Annotated in this window: 16 protein-coding genes; 10 read left to right on the forward strand and 6 right to left on the reverse strand. The window is 63.6% G+C overall.

All coding sequences use genetic code 11. The annotated features are described in order from the left end of the window. Window positions 1-2: 2 nt before the first annotated feature. From tssE to PCLY_RS08465, 10 genes are all read left to right on the forward strand, one after another. Complete coding sequence (gene tssE / locus PCLY_RS08420) at window positions 3-506, forward strand: type VI secretion system baseplate subunit TssE (protein ID WP_082768043.1); 504 nt, start codon at window positions 3-5, stop codon at window positions 504-506. Continuing rightward, window positions 503-2,362 (forward strand): type VI secretion system baseplate subunit TssF, encoded by a 1,860-nt coding sequence (tssF, locus tag PCLY_RS08425; protein WP_061238837.1) that lies wholly within the window; start codon window positions 503-505, stop codon window positions 2,360-2,362. Before tssE ends, tssF begins: the two co-directional genes overlap by 4 nt. After that, entirely contained in the window at window positions 2,326-3,378 is a 1,053-nt protein-coding gene (tssG, locus tag PCLY_RS08430) for a type VI secretion system baseplate subunit TssG (RefSeq protein ID WP_061238838.1), read from the forward strand. The genes tssF and tssG overlap by 37 nt, the downstream gene beginning before the upstream one ends. Then, a complete protein-coding gene (tssH, locus tag PCLY_RS08435) occupies window positions 3,371-6,043 on the forward strand; it encodes a type VI secretion system ATPase TssH (RefSeq protein ID WP_061238839.1) in 2,673 nt (890 codons plus the stop codon). The genes tssG and tssH overlap by 8 nt, the downstream gene beginning before the upstream one ends. Before the next feature lie 58 nt (window positions 6,044-6,101). Next, the gene (locus tag PCLY_RS08440; protein WP_061238840.1) at window positions 6,102-8,042 is read left to right on the forward strand and encodes a type VI secretion system Vgr family protein; all 1,941 of its coding nucleotides are present in this window, start codon (window positions 6,102-6,104) and stop codon (window positions 8,040-8,042) included. Next, window positions 8,042-8,470, forward strand: coding sequence for a DcrB-related protein (locus PCLY_RS08445; protein ID WP_061238841.1), 429 nt, complete (start codon window positions 8,042-8,044; stop codon window positions 8,468-8,470). The genes PCLY_RS08440 and PCLY_RS08445 overlap by 1 nt, the downstream gene beginning before the upstream one ends. A 6-nt stretch (window positions 8,471-8,476) precedes the next feature. Further along, entirely contained in the window at window positions 8,477-12,931 is a 4,455-nt protein-coding gene (locus PCLY_RS08450) for an RHS repeat-associated core domain-containing protein (protein ID WP_061238842.1), read from the forward strand. Between the two features lie 16 nt (window positions 12,932-12,947). Next, window positions 12,948-13,418: an SMI1/KNR4 family protein gene (locus tag PCLY_RS08455; RefSeq protein WP_061238843.1), complete on the forward strand. Its 471-nt coding sequence runs from the start codon at window positions 12,948-12,950 to the stop codon at window positions 13,416-13,418. Between the two features lie 247 nt (window positions 13,419-13,665). Then, window positions 13,666-14,499: a prohibitin family protein gene (locus PCLY_RS08460; protein ID WP_061238999.1), complete on the forward strand. Its 834-nt coding sequence runs from the start codon at window positions 13,666-13,668 to the stop codon at window positions 14,497-14,499. Window positions 14,500-14,884: 385 nt separating this feature from the next. After that, on the forward strand, window positions 14,885-16,318 hold the full coding sequence (locus PCLY_RS08465) for a hypothetical protein (RefSeq protein WP_061238844.1): 1,434 nt from the start codon (window positions 14,885-14,887) through the stop codon (window positions 16,316-16,318). 36 nt (window positions 16,319-16,354) lie between these two features. Here PCLY_RS08465 and PCLY_RS08470 read toward each other — a convergent pair whose 3' ends face one another. The 6 genes from PCLY_RS08470 to PCLY_RS08495 form a co-directional block, all read right to left on the reverse strand. Next, window positions 16,355-17,506: a GGDEF domain-containing protein gene (locus PCLY_RS08470; RefSeq protein WP_061238845.1), complete on the reverse strand. Its 1,152-nt coding sequence runs from the start codon at window positions 17,504-17,506 to the stop codon at window positions 16,355-16,357. A gap of 68 nt (window positions 17,507-17,574) precedes the next feature. Further along, on the reverse strand, window positions 17,575-18,507 hold the full coding sequence (locus PCLY_RS08475) for a phosphatidate cytidylyltransferase (protein WP_061238846.1): 933 nt from the start codon (window positions 18,505-18,507) through the stop codon (window positions 17,575-17,577). A 1-nt stretch (window position 18,508) separates the two neighbouring features. Further along, window positions 18,509-19,129 (reverse strand): lysophospholipid acyltransferase family protein, encoded by a 621-nt coding sequence (locus tag PCLY_RS08480; RefSeq protein WP_061238847.1) that lies wholly within the window; start codon window positions 19,127-19,129, stop codon window positions 18,509-18,511. A 9-nt stretch (window positions 19,130-19,138) separates the two neighbouring features. Beyond that, on the reverse strand, window positions 19,139-19,573 hold the full coding sequence (locus PCLY_RS08485) for a hypothetical protein (protein ID WP_061238848.1): 435 nt from the start codon (window positions 19,571-19,573) through the stop codon (window positions 19,139-19,141). After that, window positions 19,563-20,900, reverse strand: coding sequence for a phosphatase PAP2/dual specificity phosphatase family protein (locus PCLY_RS08490; protein WP_061238849.1), 1,338 nt, complete (start codon window positions 20,898-20,900; stop codon window positions 19,563-19,565). Before PCLY_RS08490 ends, PCLY_RS08485 begins: the two co-directional genes overlap by 11 nt. Then, on the reverse strand, window positions 20,900-22,654 hold the full coding sequence (locus tag PCLY_RS08495; RefSeq protein ID WP_061238850.1) for a bifunctional alpha/beta hydrolase/class I SAM-dependent methyltransferase: 1,755 nt from the start codon (window positions 22,652-22,654) through the stop codon (window positions 20,900-20,902). The genes PCLY_RS08490 and PCLY_RS08495 overlap by 1 nt, the downstream gene beginning before the upstream one ends. Between the last annotated feature and the right edge of the window lies 1 nt (window position 22,655).

Raw genomic sequence — 22,655 nt, forward strand, 5'->3', positions numbered from 1 at the left:
CCATGACCCCGCGCGAGCGCCTGCAGCCATCGCTGCTTGACCGCCTGACCGATGACGAACCGAGCAATCCGCAGGAAAGCGCGGACCGCCGCGTGCTCTCGCTGAACCAGCTCAAGGCCTCGGTGCTGCGCGATCTGACCTGGCTGTTCAACACCATCGCCCTGCTCGACGCCGACACCACCCGGCACACGCCAGCGGGTACCTCGGTGATCAACTACGGCCTGCCGGCACTGGCCGGCAGCAGCGTTTCCGGCATCGATATCGCCGCCCTGGAGAGCCTGATCCAGCGCGCCATCATCACCTTCGAGCCGCGCATCCTGGCTCACAGCGTGCGGGTGCGGGCGCACGTCGGCCATGAACAGATGAACCACAACGCGCTGAGTTTCGAGATTCAGGGCGACCTCTGGGGGCAGCCGGCGCCCCTGCCCTTGCTGCTGCGCACCGAGCTGGACCTGGAGTCCGGCCATGTGCAGGTGCTGCCTGCCGAGCAGCGGAGACGCTCATGAACCCCCGTTTGCTGGAGCTGTACAACCAGGAGCTGCAACACATTCGCGACGGTGCAGCCGAGTTCGCTCGCGAGTATCCGAAGATCGCCAGCCGCCTGAGCCTGTCCGGCCTGGAATGCACCGACCCCTATGTCGAGCGGCTGCTGGAAGGTTTCGCCTGGCTGACCGCACGTGTGCAGCTCAAGCTCGACGCCGAGTATCCGGTGTTCACCCACAACCTGCTGGAAATTGCCTACCCGCATTACCTGGCGCCGACGCCCTCGATGACGGTCGTGCAGCTGCACACCGACGCCAATGACGGCGCGCTCAACGGCAGTTTCAACCTGCCGCGCGACAGCGTGCTGCGCGCCACCCTCGGCAAGGACAGCCAGACCCCCTGCGAGTACCGCACGGCCCATCCGGTGACCCTGTGGCCGCTGCAGGTGGCCGACGCCGAGTACATCAGCAACCCCGCCGCAGCGCTCGGCCGTCTCGCCGCCAGCGAGCCGCGCGCCAAGGCCGCACTGCGCATCACCTTGCGTAGCGGCGCCGAAATCCCCTTCGCCAGTCTGGATCTGGATAACCTGCCGCTGTACCTCAACGGCCTCGACGAACTGCCGTTTCGCCTCTATGAGCAGCTGCTGGGCAACCGCCTTACCGTGTTTGCCCGCCAGCCAGGGCGCGACTGGGTCGAACGGTTACCGGCCGACGCCCTTCGTCCGTGCGGCTTCGATGATGCCGAGGCAGCCCTGCCGGTAGTGCCGCAGGCCTTCCAGGGCTATCGCCTGTTGCAGGAATATTTCGCCCTGCCGCAGCGTTTCCTGTTCGTCGATTTTTGCGGTCTGCGCCGCGCCGTACGCCAGTGCAGCGGCAACGAGCTGGAGCTGATCGTGCTGTTCGACCGTCTCGACAGCCATCTGCAGAACCAGGTCGATGCCAGCCAGTTCCTGCCGTTCTGCACCCCGGCGATCAACCTGTTCCCGCGGCGCCTGGATCGCATCCACCTGAGCGACAAGGTGCACGAGCACCATGCCATCGCCGACCGTACGCGCCCGATGGACTTCGAGATCCATTCGCTGCGCGGCGTCGCCGGCCATGGCAGTGGCCCGGAGCAGACCTTCCTGCCTTTCTATGCCGTGCGCGACCCCGCGCGTTATGGGCGCGACCAGGCGTACTACATCGTGCGTCGCGAGCCACGCGTGCTCTCGGCCGGGCAGCGCCGCAACGGCACGCGCTCCAGCTACGTGGGCAGCGAAACCTTCATCAGCCTGGTCGACAGCCAGCAGGCGCCGTATCGCCATGACCTGCGCCAGCTGGGCCTCAGCGCCCTGTGTACCAACCGCGACCTGCCGTTGTTCATGACGGTCGGCAGCGGCAAGAGCGACTTCACCCTGGCCGACAGTGCCCCGGTGCAGAGCGTGCGCTGCGTCGCCGGGCCGAGTCGGCCGCGTGCCAGCGCGGCACACGACAACCAGGCCTGGCGGCTGATCAGCCAGCTGTCGCTGAATTATCTGTCACTGGCCGAGCAGGGCCAGGGCGCCGCCGCGCTGCGCGAAATGCTGCGGCTGTATGGCGATGTGCAGAATCCGGCCCTGCAGCTGCAGATCGAAGGCCTGCGCGAGGTCAGCGCCAAACCCTGTACGCGGCGCCTGCCGATGCCGGGCCCGATCGTTTTCGGTCGTGGCCTGGAAATCACCCTGGAGTTCGACGAGAACGCCTTTCGCGGTACCGGGGTGTTTCTCCTCGGCGCTGTGTTCGAGCGTTTCCTGGCGCGCTACGTATCCCTCAACAGCTTTACCGAGACGGTGCTGCGCAGCACCGAGCGCGGCGAGATCATGCGATGGAAAGCCCGGCCCGGCCGTCGTCCGAACCTCTAGATACGCTTGCACAGATGCAGGCGCAGCCCTGGGAGTACGACTTCTTCCAGGCCCTGCGACGTATCGAGAACGAGCATCCGCACTTGCCGCGCCTGGGTCGTTCCCGGCGCCTGGCGGACGATCCGCTGCGCCTCGGGCAACGTCAGGAAGGCACTTTCGCCCCGGCCACGCTGGCTGCCGTGACGCCCACCGGCGATGAGCGTCCGGCACGTCTGGAGCAGTACTTCTTCGGCCTTGGCGGGCCCAACGGGCCGCTGCCGCTGCACCTGACCGAGTATGTGCGCGAGCGTCAGCGCAACCACGCCGACAGCACCAGCAAGCACTTCCTCGACCTGTTCCATCATCGTCTGCTGAGCCTGTTCTATCGTGCCTGGGCCGAAGCCCGGCCGACCGTCAGCCATGACCGCCCGGATGACGACTACTGGTCGGCGCGCCTCGCTGCCTTCAGCGGTCGCGGCATGCCCAGCCTGCGCCAGCAGGGCCTGCTGGACGATACGGCGAAGCTGCACTTCAGCGGTCATCTGGCTGCACAGACCCGTTACCCCGATGGCTTGAAGGCCATCCTCTCTGACTATTTCGGCGTGCCGGTGCAGATCGAAGAGTACGCCGGCAGCTGGTTGAGCCTGCCCGAGCGTACACGCCTGGGCATCGAGTCCAGTCAGCTGGGCGTGGACTTCTGCCTGGGCAGCCAGGTCTGGGACCGTCAGCACAGCTTCCGCATCTGCTTCGGCCCGCTGACGCTCGAGCAGTACAACGCCATGCTGCCCGAAGGCGAGTCCTTCGCCGCGCTGGTGGCCTGGGTCGCTGAATACATGGGCGATGAACTCGACTGGCAACTGAATCTGATCCTGCAGCGCGAGGAAGTCCCCGCGCTGCACCTCAACGGCCAGGCTCGCCTGGGCTACACCACCTGGCTTGGCCAGCCACAGCACGACGCCAGGGATCTGGTGCTGGCCCGCCATCACGCCGTAGCGACTTCGCCGGCGGATCAATCAAGGAGACTTCCACATGGGTGAAATCAGCCGTACCGCGTTATTCGGCAAGCTCAACAGCGTTGGTTACAAGGCCATCGAGGCCGCCACCGTATTCTGCAAGCTGCGCGGCAACCCCTACGTCGAACTGGCGCACTGGTTCCATCAGCTCCTGCAGCTGCAGGACTCCGACCTGCATCGCATCATCCGTCAGTTCAGCCTCGAGCCGGCGCGTCTGGCGCGTGACCTGACCGACGCCCTCGACCGCCTGCCGCGCGGCTCGACCTCGATCACCGACCTGTCCTCGCATGTCGAAGAAGCGGTGGAGCGCGGTTGGGTGTACGGCAGCCTGATGTTCGGCGAGCACCAGGTGCGCACCGGCTACCTGGTTATCGGCATCCTCAAGACGCCGAGTCTGCGTCAGGTGTTGCTGGGCCTGTCGAGCGAGTTCGACAAGATCAAGGTGGAGACCCTCAGCGAGCGTTTCGATGAGTACGTCGGCGATTCGCCGGAGAACAACCTGGCTGCCAGCGACGGTTTCGCCGCTGCCGCACCGGGCGAGGCCAGTGGCGCCATGGCGCCGGCGGCGATGGGCAAGCAGGAGGCGCTCAAGCGCTTCACCATCGACCTCACCGAGCAGGCGCGCAAGGGCGAACTCGACCCCATCGTCGGCCGCGACGAGGAAATCCGTCAGCTGGTCGACATCCTCATGCGGCGCCGGCAGAACAACCCGATCCTCACCGGCGAGGCGGGCGTCGGCAAGACGGCGGTGGTCGAGGGCTTCGCCCTGCGCATCGCCGCCGGTGATGTGCCGCCGTCGCTCAAGGATGTGGAGCTGCGCAGCCTGGATGTCGGCCTGCTGCAGGCCGGTGCCAGCATGAAGGGCGAGTTCGAGCAGCGTCTGCGCCAGGTCATCGAAGACGTGCAGGCGTCGCCCAAGCCGATCATCCTGTTCATCGACGAAGCCCACACGCTGGTCGGCGCCGGTGGCGCGGCCGGCACCGGCGACGCAGCCAACCTGCTCAAGCCGGCGCTGGCGCGCGGCAGCTTGCGCACCGTGGCCGCCACCACCTGGGCCGAGTACAAGAAGCACATCGAGAAGGACCCGGCGCTGACCCGTCGTTTCCAGGTGGTGCAGGTGCCCGAGCCCTCCGAGGACAAGGCGCTGCTGATGATGCGCGGCGTGGCTTCGACCATGGAGAAGCACCATCAGGTGCAGATTCTCGACGAAGCCCTGGACGCTGCGGTCAAGCTGTCGCACCGCTACATCCCGGCGCGCCAGCTGCCGGACAAGTCGGTCAGTCTGCTCGACACCGCCTGTGCCCGCGTGGCCATCAGCCTGCACGCCGTGCCGGCCGAGGTGGACGACAGCCGCCGGCGTATCGAATCGCTGGAAACCGAACTGCAGATCATCGCCCGTGAGCACGCCATCGGCATCGACGTCAGCCTGCGCCAGGCCAACAGCGAGAGCCTGCTGGCCGCCGAGCGCGAGCGTCTGACCGAGCTGGAAAGCCGCTGGGCCGAAGAGAAGCAGCTGGTCGACGAACTGCTGGCTACCCGCGCCAGCCTGCGTGAAAGTGCTGGCGTGGTTGACCAAGACAGCGCCAGCGATCATCAGGCTCTGCGTGCCCAGCTGGTCGAGCTGCAACAGCGCCTGAGCCAGTTGCAGGGTGAGAACCCGCTGATTCTGCCGACCGTCGATTACCAGGCGGTGGCCTCGGTGGTGGCTGACTGGACCGGCATTCCGGTCGGGCGCATGGCGCGCAACGAGGTCGAGACCGTGCTCAACCTCGACAGCCTGCTGGCCAAGCGCATCATCGGCCAGGACCACGCGCTGAAGATGATTGCCAAGCGCATCCAGACCTCGCGCGCCGGCCTCGACAACCCCAGCAAGCCGATCGGCGTGTTCATGCTCGCCGGCACTTCCGGCGTCGGCAAGACCGAGACCGCGCTGGCGCTGGCCGAAGCGCTGTATGGCGGTGAGCAGAACCTGATCACCATCAACATGAGCGAATTCCAGGAAGCGCACACCGTCTCCACCCTCAAGGGCGCGCCGCCCGGCTATGTCGGTTATGGCGAAGGCGGCGTGCTGACCGAGGCGGTGCGTCGCCGGCCATACAGCGTGGTGCTGCTCGACGAGGTGGAGAAGGCTCACCCCGACGTGCACGAGATCTTCTTCCAGGTGTTCGACAAGGGCGTGATGGAAGACGGCGAAGGCCGCCTGATCGACTTCAAGAACACCCTGATCCTGCTCACCACCAACGCCGGCACCGAACGCGTGGCGCAACTGTGCCAGAACCCGGACAACGTGCCTGACCCGGAAAGCATCGCCCGCGACCTGCGTCAGCCGTTGCTGGAAATCTTCCCGCCGGCGCTGCTCGGCCGCCTGGTGACCATTCCCTACTACCCGCTCAGCGATGCCATGCTCAAGGCCATCACCCGCCTGCAGCTGGGGCGCATCAAGAAGCGCATCGAAAGCACCCACAAGGTGCCGTTCGATTACGACGAAGCGGTTATCGACCTGGTGGTCTCGCGCTGCACCGAGAGCGAGAGCGGCGGCCGGCAGATCGACGCCATTCTCACCAACGGCATGCTGCCGGACATGAGCCGTGAGTTCCTCACCCGCATGATGGAAGGCAAGCCGCTGGCCGGCGTGCGCATCAGCGTGGTCGACAACGACTTGAACTACAGCTTCGCCGACAACGCCTGAGCCCGAGTGCGGGTCGGCTAGCGCCGGCCCGCACCATGGCAGGCCGGAACCCCGACCTATGTTCTTCGCCCAATCTTCCCGTTTTGCCCGCATCACCAGCCCGCTCGGGCCGGACGTTCTGCTGTTGCGCTCGATGCACGGCAGCGACGAACTGGGCCGGCTGTTCGAGTACGAGATGCAATTGGTGTCCCACGACGCCAGCCTCGATCTCAACCAATTGCTTGGCAAGCCGCTGTCGCTCTCGGTGCAGCAGCATGGCGGTGGCGACCGCCATTTTCATGGCATCGTCGCCGCCTGCGGGCAGACCGTAGACCGTGGCCAGTTCGCGGCTTACCGGGTCACCCTGCGGCCCTGGCTGTGGCTGCTCAGCCGCACGTCCGACTGCCGCATCTTCCAGCACATGAGCGTGCCGCAGATCATCAAGCAGGTGTTCCGCGACCTCGGCTTTTCCGACTTCGAAGACGCACTCAGCCGCCCCTACCGCGAGTGGGAGTACTGCGTGCAGTACCGTGAGACCAGCTTCGATTTCGTCAGCCGGCTGATGGAAAAGGAAGGCATCTACTACTACTTCCGCCACGAGGCCGACCGCCATGTGCTGGTACTCGCCGATGCCTACGGTGCGCACCAGCCGGCGCCCGGCTATGCCAGCGTGCCCTACTACCCGCCCGACGGGCAGCACCGCGAGCGCGATCACTTCAATGACTGGTACCTGGCCCAGCACGTGCAGCCGGGCTCGATGGAACTCAACGACTACGACTTCCAGCGTCCCAGCGCGCGCATCGACGTGCGCTCGGTCATGCCTCGCCCGCACAGTGCCGGCGACTACCCGCTGTACGACTATCCGGGTACCTACGTGCAGAGCAGCGATGGCGAGCAGTACGCGCGCAACCGTATCGAGGCGCTGCAGAGCCTGCACGAGCGCATCGAGGTCAGCGGCAGCGTGCGCGGTATCGCGTCGGGCAACCTGTTCAGCCTCACCGGTTTTGGCCGCGCCGATCAGAACCGCGAGTACCTGGTGGTCGGCGCCCGTTATCACGTCGCTCAGGAATCGCTGGAGAGTGGCGATGGCGGCGGCGGCCAGTTCACCTGTCAGCTCACCTGCACCGACGCGCAGCAGACCTTCCGCCCACTGTGCGGCACACCCAAGCCCATGGTCCAGGGGCCGCAGACCGCTGTGGTGGTAGGCCCCGCCGGTGAGGAGATCTGGACCGACCAGTACGGCCGGGTCAAGGTGCACTTCCACTGGGATCGTCACGACCAGTCCAACGAAAACAGCTCCTGCTGGATCCGCGTCTCGCAATCCTGGGCCGGCAAGAACTGGGGTCATATCCAGATTCCGCGTATCGGCCAGGAAGTCATCGTCAGCTTCCTCGAAGGCGACCCTGACCAGCCGATCATCACCGGCCGCGTCTACAACGCCGAGCAGACCGTGCCCTACGACCTGCCTGCCAACGCCACCCAGAGCGGCATCAAGAGCCGCTCCAGCAAGGGCGGCACGCCAGCCAACTTCAACGAAATCCGCATGGAGGACAAGAAGGGCGCCGAGCAGCTGTACATCCACGCCGAGCGCAATCAGGACATCGTCGTCGAGGTAGATGAAACCCACTCGGTGGGCAACAACCGGGTCAAGAGTATCGGTATGAACGAGACCGTGACCATCGGCAGCAACCGTGTGCGTGCGGTTCAGCTGCAGGACACGCTGATAGTTGGTACCACCAAGAGTGACAGCATCAGCCAGAGCTACCTGATAGAAGTCGGCCAGAACCTGCGTCTGGTCTGCGGCAAGAGCATTCTCGAACTCAATGCCAGCGGCCAGATCAACCTCAGCGGCGTGGCGATCAACTTCCACGCCAGCGGCGACGCCGAATTCAATACGGGCGGCGTGCTCAACCTGAACATCGGTGGCGGCCCTGGCGCCACGCCCGATGGTCAGGGTGACCAGGGCAGCATCGACGCTGCCGTCAAATCCATGTTCGGGCAAGAGAAAGGAAACTCGTGATGAGCTACACCACCCAGGAGCTGAGCCTGCAACTGCCCGGCAAGGACCTGCAGGACAGCAGCATCAACATCCTGCGCCTCAACGATCTCGGCACCTCGCTGGTGATTACCCGTGGCGCCATCGGCGATGGCGAAACCTTGCGCAGCCACTTCGAAGCTCAGGTCGCCAAGCTGGCGAAGCAGGTCAAGGACCTGCGCTCCAGCGCCCTGCGAGATGTCCAGGTCGGCCCGGCCCAGGCCATTATCGGCGTCGAACTGCGCAGCCAGTTCAGCAAGGGGCCGGAGCAGGTTTACCAGTTCCAGCTCGGCGTACTGCTGGCCGATGGGCGCCGCTTGCTCGCCCTCAGCTATGTCAAGCCGACGCCGCTCAATGATGCCGATGCCGCGCACTGGGCGCAGATCAAGCACAGCCTCAGCCTCAACGGATGACCTGCGATGTCTGATGCGCTCTGGGCTGCCCGGCTCGGCGATGATCTGCTGCACACCACATTGCTTGCCGACATCGTCGGTGGCGTGCTGGAAGTGGCCGCCTATGCCGCCATCACCGCCGTGGCCTGTGCCGCGGTGGTCGCCGCCACCGGCCTGACCGTCCTCACCTTCGGCGTCGGTGGATTTGCCCTCGCCGCAGTAGTCGGTATCGCCGTGGGGGTCGGCATGAACAAAACCGGCTGGGACAAGGGGCTCACGACCTTCTGTGAAGGCCTGGGCAACGCCATCTCCCCGCCCAATGTCCAGGCCAAGATCGTCACCGGCGCCAACAAGACCAAAACCAATGGCCTGCCTTCAGCGCGCGCCGCTGGCAAGTTGGGCAGCGCCGCTGCGCCGTCCGGTACCGAGCTGGAGCAGGCGCCGCCCGCCGAGGAGCCGGAGCCCAGCTTCCTCGACATGGCCAAGAGCTTCTTCAGCGAGATGTGGCAGCCGACGGTTGCCCAGCCGGCACCTGGCGTCATCCCCTGCCCGCTGGATGCCATCGAGTGCAAGAAACACCCGCCGATGCCCGTGCAATTGCTCGCCGAAGGCTCGATCAAGGTCAGCATCGAAGGCCAACCGGCAGTGCGCAGCGGCGATCGCAGCACCTGCGAGGCCACGGTGGTGGAAAGCGGCAATATCTCGCCGAACGTGCGCATCGGTGGTGACGCCGTGGTGGTGCAGCCGATTCGCAGCGGCAAGACCCCCGGCATCGGCCTGGCCCTGACTGTGCTCATGGCGCTGCGTGGCAACCCGCGCAAGCTTTGCAGCAAGCTGCCCTGCCTGATCGCCGGTTTCGCCGGCAACATGGCCATGGGCGGCGCGACCGCTTATGCCACCAACTCCATCGCCAACGCCCTCGGCTCTGCCAGCAGCGGTGCACCCAACCCGGTGCACGCCAGCACCGGGGCCAAGGTGCTCGGCGAAGACGACGACCTCGACTTCGTCCTGCCAGGGCTGATGCCCATCGAGTGGCAGCGCTTCTACAGCAGTCGCGACGAGCGCCGTGACGGCCTGCTGGGGGCTGGCTGGAGTCTGCCGTTCGAGATCGCCGTGCAGGTACGCGCCCACCCGGAGGGTGGCGAAGTGCTGACCTATATCGACGAGCAGGGCCGTCCTGTCGAAATTGGCAGCCTGCCGCCGGGCGATGCCTGCTACAGCCCGGGCGAAGGCCTGAACTTCCGCCGCGATGAAAGCGGCGCGCTGCTGGTGGAAAGTGTCGATGGCCTCTACCGCCTGTTCGAACCCTTGCCCGAAGCGCCGCAGCGGCTACGCCTGAGCAAGCTGGGTGATCGCAACGACAACCGCCTGCTGCTGGAATATGACGCCGCTGGCCGGCTGCGTGCTGTGCGCGATGGTCATAACCAGCTGTGCATCGAACTGATCGCCGACACCCGCCACCCGCAGCGCCTGGGCCGGGTCGAGCGCCTGTTCGCCGATGAGCGGCGCGAGGTACTGGTCGCCTATGCCTATGATGCGCAGGGTGATCTCAGTGAGGTCCGCGACGACAAGGGCCAGTTGCTGCGTCGCTTCGTCTATGACAGCGGCCGCCGTCTGATCGAACACCAGCGCCCGACTGGCCTGCGCTGCTTCTACGAATGGAACGAGTTTCAGGGTGCCGATGGCCGTGAATGGCGGGTGACACGGCACTGGACCGACGACGGTGATGAGTACCTCCTGCAGTACGATCTGGATGCGGGGATCACCCGGGTCACCGATGGCCTTGGCCGCACCAGCGAACGTCAGTGGAACGATCAGTACCAGATCACCCGCTATCGCGACGCCCTCGGCCAGCTCTGGCTGTTCGACTGGAACGACGAACGCCAGTTGCTGGCCGCCGTCGCACCGGACGGCGCGCGTTGGCAATTCGCCTATGACGAATCCGGCAACCTCTGCGAAACCCTCGACCCGCTGGGGCGCCGAGACTTCACCCAATGGCTCGGCCACTGGTCGCTGCCGGAAGCCGAGACCGACGCCGCCGGCAATGCCTGGCGGTACCGCTACGACAAGCGCGGCAACTGCATCGCCGAGATCGACCCGCTGGGCCATGTCACCCGCTACCGCTATGACGCCAGCGGGCTGCCGGTGGAGATCACCGACGCCAGCGGCAAGCGCAAGACCCTGCGTTGGAACGCCCTCGGCCAGCTCACCGAGCAGGTCGACTGCTCCGGCTACCCCACGCGCTTCGCCTACGACGAGCGCGGCAACCTGGTGCAGATCACCGATGCCCTCGGCGAGATCACCCGCTACCACTACGACAGCCAGGGGCGCCTGTTGCAGACGCAACTCGCCGATGGCCGCTGCGAGGAATTTCAACGCGACGCCATCGGCCAGCTCAGCGCCTACCTCGACCCTGCCGGCAAGCCCGTGCGCTACCGTTACGACCGGCGTGGCCAGGTGCGTCAGCGTACCGATGCCCTGGGCCGCAGCGTCGGCTTCGAATACGACGCCTATGGCCGTCTCCAGGCATTGAGCAACGAGAACGACGAGCGCTACCGCTTCACCTGGGACGTGCTCGACCGTCTCAGTGCCCAGCACGACCTCGACGACAGCGCCCGGCATTACCGTTACGACGCGCAAAGCAACCTGATCGCCCTGGCCTACACACCAGCGCCGCACGGCACCGGCCTGGGTAGCGTGCCCGAGGCGCCGCCGGCAGCGATCGTCCATCGCTTCGAGCGCGATACCGTGGGCCGGATGATTGCCAAGCACACCGATGACGGTCGTACCGAATACGCCTACGACCCACTCGACCGTCTTACCGCCATCGACTTCAGCGCGGCTGACGGCCAGGTGCAGTCGCTGGCCTTCGCCTACGACGCCCTTGGCCAGTTGCTCAGCGAGCAGAGTGCTGCTGGCGCGCTGCAGCATGCCTACGATGAACTCGGCAACCTGCTGGAAACGCAACTGCCCGATCAGCGCCGTATCCGCCGCCTGTATTACGGCAGCGGCCACCTGCAACTGCTCAGTCTCGACGATCAACTGGTCAGCCGCTTCGAGCGTGATCGCCTGCACCGCGAGGTGCTGCGCACCCAGGGCCAGCTCGTCACCCGTAGCCAGTACGACCGCAGCGGTCGCCTCATCGCCCGTCAGCGCCGGCGTCAGGACACGCCCGTGCAATTGCCGGCCGAAGCCGAACGGCGCTACGCCTTTGATCCCAGCGACAACCTGATCGGCCGTCTCGACCGTGACCCGGGCAACCAGCGCGAACAAAAGCAGCAACTGCACTACGATGCCAGCGGGCGCATCATCGCCAGCCAGGACCTGATTCGCGGCAATCTGGAAACCTACAGCTACGACGCCGCCGCCAACCTGCTCCACCCGGTCGGCGGTGACGCGGCCAGCAGTGGCTGGGTGCGCCACAACAAACTGCTCACCTACCAGGACAAGCGCTACCGCTACGATGCCTTTGGCCGCCTGGTGGAAAAACGCAGCGGCCGTCACCAGGTGCAACGGCTGAGCTACGACGCCGAACACCGCGTGCGGGAGGTCACCAACAACGACGGCAGCCGCGTGGTCATGCACTACGACCCGCTCGGCCGGCGTATCGGCAAAAGCCACTACGATGCTCGCGGCGCACTGCTCGGCCAAACCGATTTCACCTGGGACGGCCTGCGCCTGCTCAGCGAGACCCGCAACGGCCGGCACAGCCTTTACCTCTACGACGAAGCCAGCTACGACCCGCTGGCGCGCGTCGATGGCCAGGGCGAACACGCGCGTCTGCGCTATTACCACACTGACCCCAACGGCCTGCCCCAGCAAGTCACCGAAGACGACGGCCAGTGCATCTGGCAGGCCAGCTATCAGGTCTGGGGCAACACCCTGACCGAAACGCAGGAAAGCCTGTTTATCGACGAGCAGAACCTGCGCTTCCAGGGCCAGTACCTGGACCGCGAAACCGGGCTGCACTACAACACCTTCAGGTTCTACGATCCGGATATCGGACGGTTTATCAGCCCGGACCCGATTGGCTTGGCGGGGGGGATAAACCTGTTCCAGTACGCGCCGGAGCCGTATGGGTGGGTGGATCCGTGGGGGTGGGCTTTAACTGGAGTCGATTTCACTGGAAGTAGTGATCTATTCCCTACAACAGGATCGCAAAAGAATATTGTTGTTATCAAAATGCAGGGAAGCCGGGGACGCGACTTTACTCAAGCATTTAAAGAAGCTGGTATCGCTAAGAAGACGGCAGCAGGTTATACCTGGCACCATGTTGATGACTTCAATCCGAAAACCGGTACTACTACAATGCAACTGGTCAAGACGTCTGCACACGAGGCAACGTTCCCTCATGCAGGTTCAGTATCGCAATATGAAAAGCATTTTAAAGTAAAGTACGAAACATCTGAATCGATTTTGGCGTCCTCGAAAAAAGGGTGGCTCGCCAATAAAATACCAAGATCAAAAGCTGGCCGATGTTAATAAGCAGGAGTTAATGATGGAAGAAAATATCTTCTCAAATACTGAGTCCGCCATTGGTTCGCTTGATTTAGACAACCTGGAAAGATTGATCAGGAAAAAATTACCTGCCTCCTTTAGAGATCACTATCTTAAATACAATGGAGGCATACCAGAACGCACCTATTGGTTCAGCGAAACAGACGCTGAGCCAATAGAGGTTTCTGTCTTTAAACCTATTTCGAGCGCTCAGTCGAGTTTACAATCAACTTATCAGTCAATGCTAAGCAAGCAGGTTATACCTGCACGATTACTCCCTTTTGCAAACGACTGGGGAGGGAATTATTTCTGTTTGGACTTGGATAGCGGGGCGATCAGCTATTTTACCGTTGATAACTTTTACGACGAACTTAGTGCTGAGGGCAATCAACAAAAATCGGAAACGGTAATTTGCCCCGATTTTTCAAGCTTCGTTCAAGGGTTGATCGGCGAGGAAGATGTCGACGAATAAAGAAGGAGAAGGGACAAAAAGGGGACGGATTTGTTTTTTGGCCGCCAGTGAAGTGGGCTAATAAATAAATCTATCCCTTCTTTCCGGTAATGCCCGTGAAAAGGGGGCAAATTTATTTTCGGTCACGGCAGGTGCGGACTAATAAATAAGTACCATTTTTAAAATATTAAATAAGGAACAAAGTGTGAAAGAAACCGATGCCCTCAGTACGCGCATCTCTACCCTGTGGCGCCCTGTCCTTGCGTTGATGGTGGTCCTGCTGCTGATCATCAGCGTGATGAACAGCTGGTACACCATTGATGAAAAGGAGCGGGGCGTCGTGCTGCGTAACGGGGCCTTCGTCGATATTGCCGAGCCGGGGTTGGGCTTCAAGGTGCCGTGGATCGACAGCGTCAAGATCATTTCCGTACAGAACCAGACCACGACCTACAAGAATGTGCAGGCTTACAGTCGCGACCAGCAGACCGCGAGCATGTCGATTTCGGTGTCCTGGCATGTATCGCCTGACGATGTCGAGCAGGTCTACAAGCAGTTCGGCAGTGAGGATGCGCTCGTCACGCGGCTGATCAGCCGTCAGGTGGGGACTCAGGCTGAGCGCATTTTCGGCGGCTATACCGCCGTGCGTGCGGTGCAGGAGCGTGGCCAGCTCGGGCTCGATTATGCCAAGGCCTTTACCGATGCCATCTCCGGCCCGGTGGTGATCGACAGCGTGCAACTTGAGAACATCGACTTCTCCGACGCCTACGAACGTTCCATCGAGGAGCGCATGAAGGCCGAGGTGGCGGTAAAGACCCGTGAGCAGGATCTGGCCCGTGAGCGCGTCAATGCCGAAATTGCCGTGACCCAGGCCCAGGCTGCAGCGGACTCCTCCCTCGCCCGTGCCCGCGCAGAGGCTGAAGCGACGCGACTGCGTGGTGAGGCGGAGGCTGACGCGATCAAGGCCCGTGCCGATGCCCTCAAGGCCAACCAGGCCCTGGTCGAGCTGACCAAGGCCGAACGCTGGGACGGCAAGCTGCCGAGTACCGTCTTGCCCAACAGCGCCGTGCCCTTTATCGACGCTCGTACTGGTAGCCGCGACTAGGCCACGACCCTTTTGGGTCTTCGCGCAGGGTTCCTATGGCAAAAGGCTTACACGCCGAAGCGCAACGGTCCTCTCCCGTCGCCTGTGTGGGCTGGTTAATCTACTCACACCTACTGGGAACTGGATGTCCCGAGTCAAGGAAGACAGACCGCGCCAGGATGGCAAACGACAGGATGTCGGAAGGTCTTAAAAAACCCGCTTCGGCGGGTTTTTTGTTGCCTGCGTAAACGTGATCGGCCTGACCGGTGTAGTTGCCGGCACGGATATTGGCTGTTGCCCTCGATCATCTTGCAGCGCTCTATTCAAACTGAGAGCAAAGCCGTCGAATCGGTCCACCTTAGGCCTTTAGAATTCGCACTCGCTCGTTTATTCAAGGATCTAGCGCATGGACGCTCGTTACAACGGTATCCGTTTCCCTTTAGCACTGAGTATTTCGCTGACGGTTCTGGCATTGGCCGGTTGCACCTCCACAGCGAAGGCGCCGGCAGTTCACCCGGGGCTTGCGGTGTTCGAAAAGGCTGTCGACTTGCCTGCAAATCCGCACTCTATTGTGCGCGAGGGCGATCAGGTGACCTATGTGGTCATGCGTCCAGAGATGCAATCACTGTATGCCCGCTTCGAGGCCTCCTGCGTTCAAGGCGTTGCCAGCATGTATTTCCCGACCACGCAGGGAATGCTGGCTTTCGCTGAACCATCGGCAGCTGATAGTGGCCTGCCTGCCCCTCAACTCCAGCAGTTCCTGAACAGTGCTCAGTTGCGGGATGTCTGTACGCAAAGGCCATCACCGGATTGGCGTGCGTTGGAGCAAACGCAGAACAGCGATTGGCTGGCACTGGATCGCAATAGCCTGCAGCGTGAAGGCGACCTGCTTTATGTCTGGGCCGAGCAGAATCCTTTGCGCTACAGGGTCGAACAAGAGGGCGTGATGCTGAGAGGGCGCAGCCAGGAGCGTCTGGCATTGAACTGTCAGCAGAACACCCTGATGCAAATGAGTCAGTTCTACGTTGATTCACGGGGTGAGCTCGCTGGCGGTCAGATCAAACGGCAGATAGCCATGCAGCCCCTCGTCGAGGCGTCCGACTATCAGCAGCGGGTGTTCAAGGCGGCCTGCCAGCCGGTCGTGGAACTGAGCAAGTTGCCGGTCGCTGCATCACGTGCACCGTTGCCGCCTGTGCTCGATACTCCGGTTGCTGCCGACACAGTTATCTCGGCCATCTTGGACCTGAAACTACCTGCCCCCGAGCGCACATTGCGCAAGCTGAGTTATCGCTACGATGCGCAGGTGATGAATCGAGTGAATCTCAGCGGCTTGCAGCAGGAGGTGTTTTTCTCCGTTGACGCAGCATCTGGACAGGTCCTGCAGCAGATTCAGGACCCCACAGTAGATCCGGCATCGATTCACCTGACCTTCCTTGGTCTGTTTGACCTGGCTGCTCGTGCGATCGACACCAAAACCGGAAAGGAAGAGGTCAAAGGGGCATCGCCGATCGGCCTGAGTTTCAGCGGAGACTGGCAGAGCATGCCGTCCAATACCGAGGTCAGCTATACCCGGACTTTCAGCAGAACCCCTTCGACCGCTGGCGAGGCAACCCGCCACTCCAACACCGTCACCTGCCGGATTGGTGCCGAACGGCCCGCTAGCAGCCTGCATCCAGCTTTGCTTGGTGCGGTAAAACACTTCAACTGCACAAGGCTCAAGACCAAGCAGGTCAGTTGGACCGAAGATTACTGGTACTTGAGTGACTATCGACTGTTTGTAAAAGCCAGTGAGAATAATCTGCTGAGCCGTATGCAATGGCGTATCGAGTCGGTCGAGTGACGGCAGGGATCACCCGGTAAATCCATAAGGTGCACGTCAGTCCACCGTGGCCAGTACCTGCGTATTACGTCCGGCGTGCTTGGCACGATAGAGGGCGGCGTCGGCCTTGAGCAGCATCCCGGTGATGTCCTCGCCGGCTGGGCTGGTGCTGCCGTAAATACCGGCGCTGAAGCTCAAGGCGATGCTCTTGCCGTCGATCTGCGCCGGCTGCTGGGTCAGCGACTGGCGCAACTGATCGACCAACTCCAGTGCGCCGTTGGCATCGGTGCCGGGCAGGACCAGCAGAAACTCCTCGCCACCATAGCGGCCGATGCTGTCGTTACGCCGCAGACGCTGCTGCAGATGGTCCGCGCAGTGCCTGAGCACGTCATCGCCGATCAGATGGCCGTGGCTGTCGTTGATCTGCTTGAAGTGATCCAGATCGAGCATGGCGATGGACAGCGGTGTGTGTTGGCGGCGGGCGCGTTCCAGCTCGTTGCTGAGCTGTTCGAGTATCGCCAGGCGATTGGGCATCTGGGTAAGCGTGTCGCGCCGGGCGGTCTGCCGCAGCTCGGATTCGATGCGCTCGCGCGACAGCAGCACCAGGCCAAAGGAGAACATGATGATGGTGGCTGCACCGAGGGCGACCGATACCGTCTGCTTGAGGTTGCTGACGTCGTAGTGCATCTCCGCCGGCGCGCCGCTGAGGATGACCACCACGCGAATGCCCAGGCCGAACAGGCTGATGCCTGCACCGATCATCAGGATGCGATGGGCACGCCCGCCGAGCACGGCATGGATGCGGCTCAGGTGCAGGATCACCAGGCATTGGCTGAACAGCAGCACGCAGGCCACCAGTTGGCGGGGCTCCTCGGTGTCAATCAGCAGGCTGAGCAGCACGCCCAGTGCCAGCGGGAACGCGAAGGCCAGCCGCCAGGGCGGGCGACGGCCGTGGATCAGCGGCAGGCTGACCGTGTAGAGCGCCAGTGCGGTAGACAGCAAGGTGTTGGCCAGCACGTAGGTCAGCCACATCGAGGCCAGCCCGAACAGGGTGAAGCCGATGTAGGCCAACGCGTGGGAAAACATGCCCAGGCCGGTGGTGAGCATGCCATCGCGATGACGCAGTTGCCCGACCAGGATCAGGCAACTGCCCATGATCACCGCAACGAGGGCCACGGCGCCAAACAGCGTCTGCGTATGAGCGACCATGGCTATCCCTCTGCCTGGCAGGTTTTCCTAACTCTAGTGCAATCCGCTGCCCCGATGTTGCTGCGGAGTCAGGCCCACCAGTAACGCACCATATGAAAGAACACGGGCGCGGCGAAGCATACGGAGTCGAGGCGGTCGAGCATGCCGCCATGACCTTCGATCATATGGCCCCAGTCCTTCACCCCGCGATCACGCTTGATCGCCGACATCACCAGGCCGCCAGCGAAGCCGAGGATGCACACCAGCAGCGCGAACAGCGCCGCCTGCCAGAAGGCGAACGGGGTGATCCAGCACAGCGAGGCGCCGATCAGCGTGGCCAGGGCCACGCCACCGACGAAGCCTTCCACAGTCTTCGAGGGAGACAGGTTGGGGGCGATCTTGTGCTTGCCGGCCAGCTTGCCGCAGACGTACTGCAGCACGTCGGAGAGCTGCACGACGATGATCAGCCAGGCGATCAGCAGCAGGTTGCGCCCTTCATAGCCGGGGATGTCCAGGGTCAGCAAGGCTGGTACCGAGGAGATGCAGTACACCGCGATCATCAGGCCCCACTGCACCTTGGCTGCGCGTTCCAGGTAGCGCGTGGTGTCGCCGCCCAGCGAGGCGAGGATCGGCAGCAGCAGGAACAGATAGACCGGAATGAAGATGGCGAACAGGCCGTACCAGCCGAAGGCGATCAGCAGGTACTGCATCGGCAGGGCGAAGTAGAAGGCTGCGACCAGCGCCGGATAGTCACTGCGCCGGGTTGGCGTCAGCGTCATGAACTCGCGCAGGGCATAGAAGGAGACGAAGTAGAACAGTACGACGACGCCGATGTTGCCGAACAGGAAGGCGATGCCGATGACCAGCACCATCACCCACCAGGCGTTGATCCGGGCGTTGAGGTTGTCGACCACAGGGTTGGGGCGGTCGCCACTGCGCCACTTGAGTACAAAGCCGATCAGGCTGGCGAGCAACAGCAGGGCACCGATACCGGCGAACAGCAGCAGGGTGTTGTGATCCATCTCAGGCCTCCTCGGGTGCCAGTGCCAGCAGGGCGTTACGTGCGCGTTGCAGAAAGGCGTCCTTCGCCTCGCCTTCGATGGGCTCCAGTGCAGCACCAAAGCTCAAGGTGCACAGCAGGGGCAGCGGCAGCGCCCTGCCCTTGGGCATGACCCGGTTAAGGTTGGCGATCCACACAGGCACCAGCTCCACCTCCGGGCGCGCCTGGGCCAAGTGATAGAGGCCGCTCTTGAACGGCAACAGCTGTTCGTCGCCGAGGTTGCGGGTGCCCTCGGGGAAGATGATCAGCGAGTCGCCGCCATCCAGTGCATCTAACATCGCCTGCAGCGGGTTGGCGCCTTCCTTGCGCTCGCGGTCGACCAGCACGCCGTTGAACACGTTATTGATCAGGAAGCTGCGCACGCCCGGCTTCTGCCAGTAGTCGGCGCCGGCTACCGGGCGGGTGCGCTTGCGCAGCTCCGGCGGCAGTGACGCCCAGAGCAGGACGAAATCGCCGTGGCTGCTGTGGTTGGCGTAATACAGACGTTGAGTGGGTTGAGCGGTGCTGCCCAGCCAGAGGGCGCGCGCGCCCGTCAGCAGGCGGGCTGCCGAGGTGATGGCGAAAGCGGTCAATGCAGCGAGCATGGCGACTCCTTAAGCGAGAGCGATGAATATCCCGAGTATGACGATGACGATCTGTAGCAGCAGGCACAGGGCCTGTTTACGCAGCAGGCGCAGTGCTCCGTGACAGCGGACGTGCCATGTGCGGCTGCCCTGCTGCGCATTTTGCAGCCCCAGATTCTGCAGGGCCTGATCCAGCGCATGAGTCTGGTCGTCGAGCTTTTCGCCGGCCTCGGCCAGGCGCTGGAACAGTTCGGCATCCAGGGCGACGCGCAGCGCCCAGTATTTCTCGGCCAGGCCGGTGATCAGCAGTGCGCCGCAGATCAGCGCTAACGCCGGACTAGCGGGTGCACCCAGCCAGGGCGCCAGGCCGAAGAGTACGGCGACCAGGCTCAGCGCGGCGGAGCAATGATCGAGGCTGCGCCCACGGCGCAGCAGTACCGCGACCAGCAACAGGTCAGCCTGCATGTGCGACCTCCAGCGGGACGTTGGCATCGATCAGGCTTTGCAGCGCGGCCAGATGTTGTGGGCCGAGTACGACCTGAGGCCGTGCCTGGCGGATCAGCTCGACGGCAGCATTCACATCCTTGCAGCGACCGCTATGCAGCAACCAGGCCGCCACGGCAGTGGCACTGCGCGAATAGCCGAGGGCGCAGCACACCAGCAACGGCCCGTGATGACGCAGGCGTTCGATGGCTGCTGCGGCGCGTTGGCAGGTCAGCATGTCCGGTGCCACCAGATCCAGCGACGGCAGGCTGCAGTAGTGCGCGGGTTTACGTTGCAGCGGCAGTTCGGCGCAGAGGTCGACCAGGGCGGTAAAGCCCTCGAGATCCTTCGACGCAGGGAGCCGACCCAGGTAGATGCCCTCCACCACCTGGCTGGGCACTGGCTGACTATAGGTCCACAGCCGCGAGTTGATCCAGGCGCCGAGCAAATAGGGTGCGAGCAATACCGTAGCGGCTGGGCTGAGGCGGCCATTGGCTTGCTTCTGAAAGCCGCCAGCGCCGAATAGCAGGTAGTTGAGCGCGACCATAGCCAGGGCAACGGCCGGCCAGAACAGCCACAGCCAGGCGCCGCCCAGGTTGACTGCCAGCGCCGTGCATGCGAAGGCGCCAAGGCTGTAACGCAGCGCCAGGCGCCAACGGCGTGGATCGCGGCTCAGGTGCATCTGCCGCAGCGGCGTATCGCCCTGCAGTGGCAGCAGCCACAGGCAAAGGAAGCCGGCCAGCGCCCCTGTGGGCAGGTCGATGAAATGGTGCTGCCAGGTGGTCAGCACGGAAACGCCGATCAGCACCATCCACAGGTGCAGCAGGCCACGCCAGAGCAATCCACGGGTGTGATTGGCGAACATCGCCCAGATGATCACCAGCAGCGTGATATGCAGCGAAGGCGCCTGGTTGAAGGGCTTGTCGAAGCCCATCAGCACGTCGAACATCAGGCCGAAGGTGCCGTCCAGCGCCGGGCGCTCGAAGGTGAAACGCAGCGGCCAGAGCAGGAAGCAGAGGATGCAGATCACTTGCGCGGCAAGCAGGCGCAGGGCGTGGCGATCCATCTCGCGGCGGCAGGCCGGCAGCAGGAAAGACAATCCATAGAGCAGGTCGATCGACCAATAGGGCACGATGGTCCAGGGCCAGAGTGGTATCTGCGATTCCCAGGCAAAGACCAGGCTGCCAACGTCATCACGCTGCCCGCTGAACCAGTTGGCGAAGCCGTAGCTGGCGAAGAACAGCGGGCCGAGCAGCAATAGCCAGAGGACGCCGCGCTTCCATAATCCGGGTTCGCGCGTGGAGTCCATCACTTCACCCGTTGTGCCAGGGATACGCTGAAGATGCCCCACTGGTCGATGCGCTGCGCCACCTTGCGGAAACCAGCGGCTGCCACCAGTTGATCCATCTCGGCCTGGCTGCGCCGGCGCATGACCCAGGCCTGGCCGTCGCGGTGGCTGGTCAGGGCGCGGGCGATCAGCTCCAGCTGCGGGTGCCAGGGCTGGCCGGTGTAGACCAGATAACCGCCCTCCTCGACCGCTGCCGCCAGGCCGGCCAGCGAGTCGCCGACCATCTGGTTGCTGCCGAACAGTTCGTACAGGCCGGAGACCACCGCCAGGGTCGGTTTTGGCTCGAGTGCGGCGAGGTCGTCACGGTCGAAGGCATCGCCTTTGACGAAGCGGGCGATGTCGCCCAGGCCCTTGTGTTGGATTAGGGCATTGCCGTCGCGCACGTTGATGTCGCTGTAGTCGCGCAGCAGGATCGCGTCCGGGCGTTGTTCCTGATCTTCCAGCGCTTCGAGGATGTAGCGGCCGTGGCCGGCGGCGATATCGACGATGCGTACGGCTTCGCCTGCTTCGCGCAGCTTGCTCATGGCCAGGCGCAACAGCTCCTCGGCATGCAGCTTGCGCTGGCGGATGCCACGCCAGCCGATGGAATCCAGGTAGTTCTGGTCGATCAGTCGGCCCAGTGGACCTTTGCCGGTCGGCTGGTTGCGGTAGACGTAATCGAGGGTGCTGCCGGAATCGAAGCCGGTGTCGAAGCCCAGCTTGACCCCGGCCGACAGGGTGCTGCCCAGGCGCATGCCGGCGCGAGTGGCGCGCCAGTAGAGATCGCGCAGCGAGTTTTTCGGCAGCGGCGCGGCCAGCTCCTCAGCTTCGGCGCAGGTGGCGCCCAGGCGGTCGGCGTCGAGCAGCGAGGGGCGCGTCACGGGCTCCTCGAAGTTGCGCAGGATGAAGCGTCGCGCGCGGCTCAGGGCATGGCCACGGTCGCGTTCGCCGAGGGTGTCGTGGAAGAAGCCCGGTAACAGGTGCTTTTCCTTGCGCAGGCTGCCGAGGCGCTCGAAGAAGTCTTCCTGCGGTTTGCGATGGACGACGAAGTCGGCGCCGGAGATCAGCAGTTGCGTCGGCACCTGGATCGCCTGAGCGTCGGCGACGATGCGGTCTGCGGCTTCATACAGGCCCAGCAGCATGGTCACCGAGATGGGCCGGGCGATCAGCGCGTCGTTCTCGAAGGAGGCAATACGCTGCGGGTCGTGGCTAAGCAAGCCGGCTTTCACGTAACTGTTGACGAAGAAGTTGCCGCGCCAGGCGTGCAGCAGCTTCAAACCAGGGCGGGCGAAGGGTACGTAGAGCTTGACCTTGAATGCCGGCGAGGCGAGCACCAGGCAGCGCACCTTGGGTGCGTAGTCATGGGCCCAGGTGGCGATGATTACCGCGCCGACGCTTTGCGCCACCACGGCCAGGTTCTCTTCGACGATGCCGTGCTGGCTGCCGATGTGCTCGATGAAGGTCTGTACGTCGCGCACGCTGGTGGCGAAGCTCGGGCTGTCGCCACGGGCGCCGGGCGAGAGGCCATGGCCGCGGGCGTCCCAGGCGAAGAAGTCGCAGTGCGGCAGGTCCAGCTCGTCCACCAGGTGGGCCATGCGCCCGCCATGTTCGTGGCCGCGGTGGAACAGCAGCACGGCCTGACGTGGGCCGTCGCCAGGCGCAGTCGCTGGCCAATGGCGATAGCTCAGCTCGACGCCGTCATGGGTGCTGAAGGTCTGAAACTGTACGGGGCGCATG

The organism is Ectopseudomonas composti, assembly GCF_001567565.1.
Classification (GTDB): Bacteria; Pseudomonadota; Gammaproteobacteria; order Pseudomonadales; family Pseudomonadaceae; genus Aquipseudomonas; species Aquipseudomonas composti_A.

What these genes read in the sequence shown, in the direction of transcription:
- tssH (WP_061238839.1), top strand. Translation starts at nt 3,371, where the DNA reads ATGGGTGAAATCAGCCGTACCGCGTTATTCGGCAAGCTCAACAGCGTT.
- PCLY_RS08445 (WP_061238841.1), top strand. Translation starts at nt 8,042, where the DNA reads ATGAGCTACACCACCCAGGAGCTGAGCCTGCAACTGCCCGGCAAGGAC.
- PCLY_RS08480 (WP_061238847.1), bottom strand. Translation starts at nt 19,129, where the DNA reads ATGCTCGCTGCATTGACCGCTTTCGCCATCACCTCGGCAGCCCGCCTG.
- PCLY_RS08475 (WP_061238846.1), bottom strand. Translation starts at nt 18,507, where the DNA reads ATGGATCACAACACCCTGCTGCTGTTCGCCGGTATCGGTGCCCTGCTG.
- PCLY_RS08465 (WP_061238844.1), top strand. Translation starts at nt 14,885, where the DNA reads ATGGACGCTCGTTACAACGGTATCCGTTTCCCTTTAGCACTGAGTATT.
- PCLY_RS08485 (WP_061238848.1), bottom strand. Translation starts at nt 19,573, where the DNA reads ATGCAGGCTGACCTGTTGCTGGTCGCGGTACTGCTGCGCCGTGGGCGC.
- PCLY_RS08495 (WP_061238850.1), bottom strand. Translation starts at nt 22,654, where the DNA reads ATGCGCCCCGTACAGTTTCAGACCTTCAGCACCCATGACGGCGTCGAG.
- PCLY_RS08490 (WP_061238849.1), bottom strand. Translation starts at nt 20,900, where the DNA reads ATGGACTCCACGCGCGAACCCGGATTATGGAAGCGCGGCGTCCTCTGG.
- tssE (WP_082768043.1), top strand. Translation starts at nt 3, where the DNA reads ATGACCCCGCGCGAGCGCCTGCAGCCATCGCTGCTTGACCGCCTGACC.
- tssG (WP_061238838.1), top strand. Translation starts at nt 2,326, where the DNA reads ATGGAAAGCCCGGCCCGGCCGTCGTCCGAACCTCTAGATACGCTTGCA.
- tssF (WP_061238837.1), top strand. Translation starts at nt 503, where the DNA reads ATGAACCCCCGTTTGCTGGAGCTGTACAACCAGGAGCTGCAACACATT.
- PCLY_RS08440 (WP_061238840.1), top strand. Translation starts at nt 6,102, where the DNA reads ATGTTCTTCGCCCAATCTTCCCGTTTTGCCCGCATCACCAGCCCGCTC.
- PCLY_RS08470 (WP_061238845.1), bottom strand. Translation starts at nt 17,506, where the DNA reads ATGGTCGCTCATACGCAGACGCTGTTTGGCGCCGTGGCCCTCGTTGCG.
- PCLY_RS08460 (WP_061238999.1), top strand. Translation starts at nt 13,666, where the DNA reads ATGGTGGTCCTGCTGCTGATCATCAGCGTGATGAACAGCTGGTACACC.
- PCLY_RS08455 (WP_061238843.1), top strand. Translation starts at nt 12,948, where the DNA reads ATGGAAGAAAATATCTTCTCAAATACTGAGTCCGCCATTGGTTCGCTT.
- PCLY_RS08450 (WP_061238842.1), top strand. Translation starts at nt 8,477, where the DNA reads ATGTCTGATGCGCTCTGGGCTGCCCGGCTCGGCGATGATCTGCTGCAC.